Below are 2,414 nucleotides of genomic sequence, written 5' to 3'. Positions count from 1 at the left end.
GTTTCCTAGCTAATGAATATAATTTTTAATCGCATTATTAATCTGTACAAACAATATAGTTTATACGTTAGTGTTTTTATTTTTTTCTGGGCAATATTTGCACTAACTAACAGTGGAGTTGACTCCTCCGAAGGCTTATTTCACTATGAAGTTGCAGTCCAAATCATCAAACATGGACAGCTTGGATTTGCGACCCAACCCGAAGGAATCTTCCAAATTGCACCTAATGGTAGATTCTACGCAGGGCATGAAATAGGCAATACTCTGTTTATGCTACCTACTGCATTTGTCAATGTCATGTTAGAAAATGTAGCATCAAGGTTCGTCAGTTTAGAAACAATTGAAAAAGCTCAACAATTCATTTTATCATTTCAAGCAGGCATCTACTCATCCATCACTGCAACTCTGTTTTTTGCCCTCTTAAAAGTGGGTTTTAATCAAACAGTTAGACTAAGTTTTATTGCCACAATACTCCTTGCCCTAACAACATTTTTCTGGACATATTCACGTAACTTGTTTGATGGAGTTATATGCACAACATTATTAATATCTTCCTTCTTTTCCTTAGTTCGCTATCGTCAAACCAAAAACTCAGTATTTATTATTAGCTGCTTTCTCGCTTTAGGTTTTGCATTTATTACCCGCGTCTCGATGATACTAGGGATTTTAGCTGCATTTACATATTTACTAATTTATCGTAAAGCCTCAATCGTCAACAAACTCAGCGAATTTATTCTCGCAGGAATAACGCTCATCCCATTTATTATCTGGCAATTGTGGTACAATTTTTTACGAACGGGAATTTTCTATAAATCTCCTGTACAAACTAGTGTTTATGCAGGTAACAATGCCCTTGATGGTAATATATTTATTGGGTTATCTGGGTTACTTCTTAGCCCTGGAAAAAGTATCTTTATTTACGCACCATTACTTCTAATTTCAATCGTTCTCTTCCGTCGATTTTACCGTCAATATCCCAAAGAAGGTATTTACATCGCTGCATTAACAATAATTTGGTTTTTGCTCCATGCACGTTTACGTAGTTGGTACGGTGCTGTTGGATGGGGACCACGACACCTAATTACAATCCTACCAATTCTATTTATACCCTTTGCCGTTAATCTTGATTATATTTGGCAGCGATTTTCACTGAGAATTACAACGATTTGTCTTGCTGGATTTGGATTTATTTTAGGCTTATCATCAATAATTTCTAATTGGCATTTCCGCATAATGTACGCAGTTGAAAAGAATATTGCTGACGATCAAAATTTCATTTGGGGATGGTCACATAACCAAGCTATTGATATGCTACATGCTGGTGTTGACAATATAATTAGAATCACAACCAAAGCACCTATTATTGTGCTTCAAAACACCTATTCCGAGGCAAATGAATATGCTAGTAGTACCATAAATATATGGACTAATTCATTCATACATGCGGGTATACCCTGGTTCGCAGTTGTAATTTTGTTAATTCCTCTATTTGTTCTAATCTACTTATCTGTACGTCATATTTTACATTTTTCCCAGCAGCCTAACACTCTCGAAGAAAGAAGTTCAAGAGCAATTATCTAACTCCTAAGAAGTGTGGATAAAATTTGTCTGTATTATCGCGATCGCAAAACTAAAAACTCTAGAAACGAGAGTAAATAACACTTATCACTCATTTACTTACTCATTTCAACTTTCCCTAGTAGTGCGACGAGTATAGGAATTCCAAACATCGAGTTCCGATGCAGAACGACTTTTTAAGATAGTGCGATCGCCATCGCTCAAACCTTGTACCATTGTAAAGTCAGCACCAGCAATACTGGCTAAATTTTCCAACATTGCATTTTTCAAGTCAGCAGCTCGCAAATCGCAAAAACGTAAATCACAGGACATCATTCTTGCATCCTGCAAAAATGCACCCGTTAAAAATGCTTTATTTAAATCAGCACTGCTCATTGCAGAACCTTTTAAATTAGCACCAGTCAAATCCACTCCACTTAAATAAGCACCCCGCAAGTTTGCGTTTTGTAAATCAGCATTACGTAAATTTGCTGTACAAAGATATACACCATTCAAATTTGCGTAGGGACCAGCCGCACCGGAAGACCTATAATTAAAGCCTTCGCTCCATTGGGTTTTGCAGCTATTTCAACGGTTCGATTTGCAAAATCGGACTATCCCTTCTGGCTTAGAGCTTAACGTTAGCGATCGCGGTAGACATCCAGCGACAATTCGCAGTTGGTGTTATCAATGCCAGGAGCTAAGAAAAATACGATATACATACATAGATGCTGGGGAAGCTTCGCAAATTTTTAATAGTGTTATTTACCCCAATCATTGTTATGATTTACCGCTTTTAGGGATTGACTTTTTGTCGTTTGGTAAAATTAAAAACCTGATTGGGCTTGATTTTCAAC

2 protein-coding genes and 1 pseudogene are annotated in these 2,414 nt (G+C 36.8%); 2 read left to right on the top strand and 1 reads right to left on the bottom strand.

What is annotated here, in order from left to right; all coding sequences use genetic code 11:
* The first annotated feature begins 12 nt into the window (after positions 1-12).
* The gene (locus CK510_RS29395) at positions 13-1,581 is read left to right on the top strand and encodes a glycosyltransferase family 39 protein (protein WP_095724986.1); all 1,569 of its coding nucleotides are present in this window, start codon (positions 13-15) and stop codon (positions 1,579-1,581) included.
* 105 nt (positions 1,582-1,686) lie between these two features.
* On the opposite strand, the gene CK510_RS29390 is transcribed toward CK510_RS29395, so the two are convergent.
* Entirely contained in the window at positions 1,687-2,073 is a 387-nt protein-coding gene (locus CK510_RS29390) for a pentapeptide repeat-containing protein (RefSeq protein WP_095724985.1), read from the bottom strand.
* A gap of 85 nt (positions 2,074-2,158) precedes the next feature.
* Here CK510_RS29390 and CK510_RS29385 point away from each other — a divergent pair.
* Positions 2,159-2,414 (top strand): annotated as a pseudogene (locus tag CK510_RS29385) (15,16-dihydrobiliverdin:ferredoxin oxidoreductase); the annotation flags it as partial.

The sequence above is a fragment of the Brunnivagina elsteri CCALA 953 genome (assembly GCF_002289455.1).
Classification (GTDB): Bacteria; Cyanobacteriota; Cyanobacteriia; order Cyanobacteriales; family Nostocaceae; genus Brunnivagina; species Brunnivagina elsteri.
Note: the sequence above shows the minus strand (reverse complement) of the source record. Positions and strands in the feature narration are given on the sequence as shown.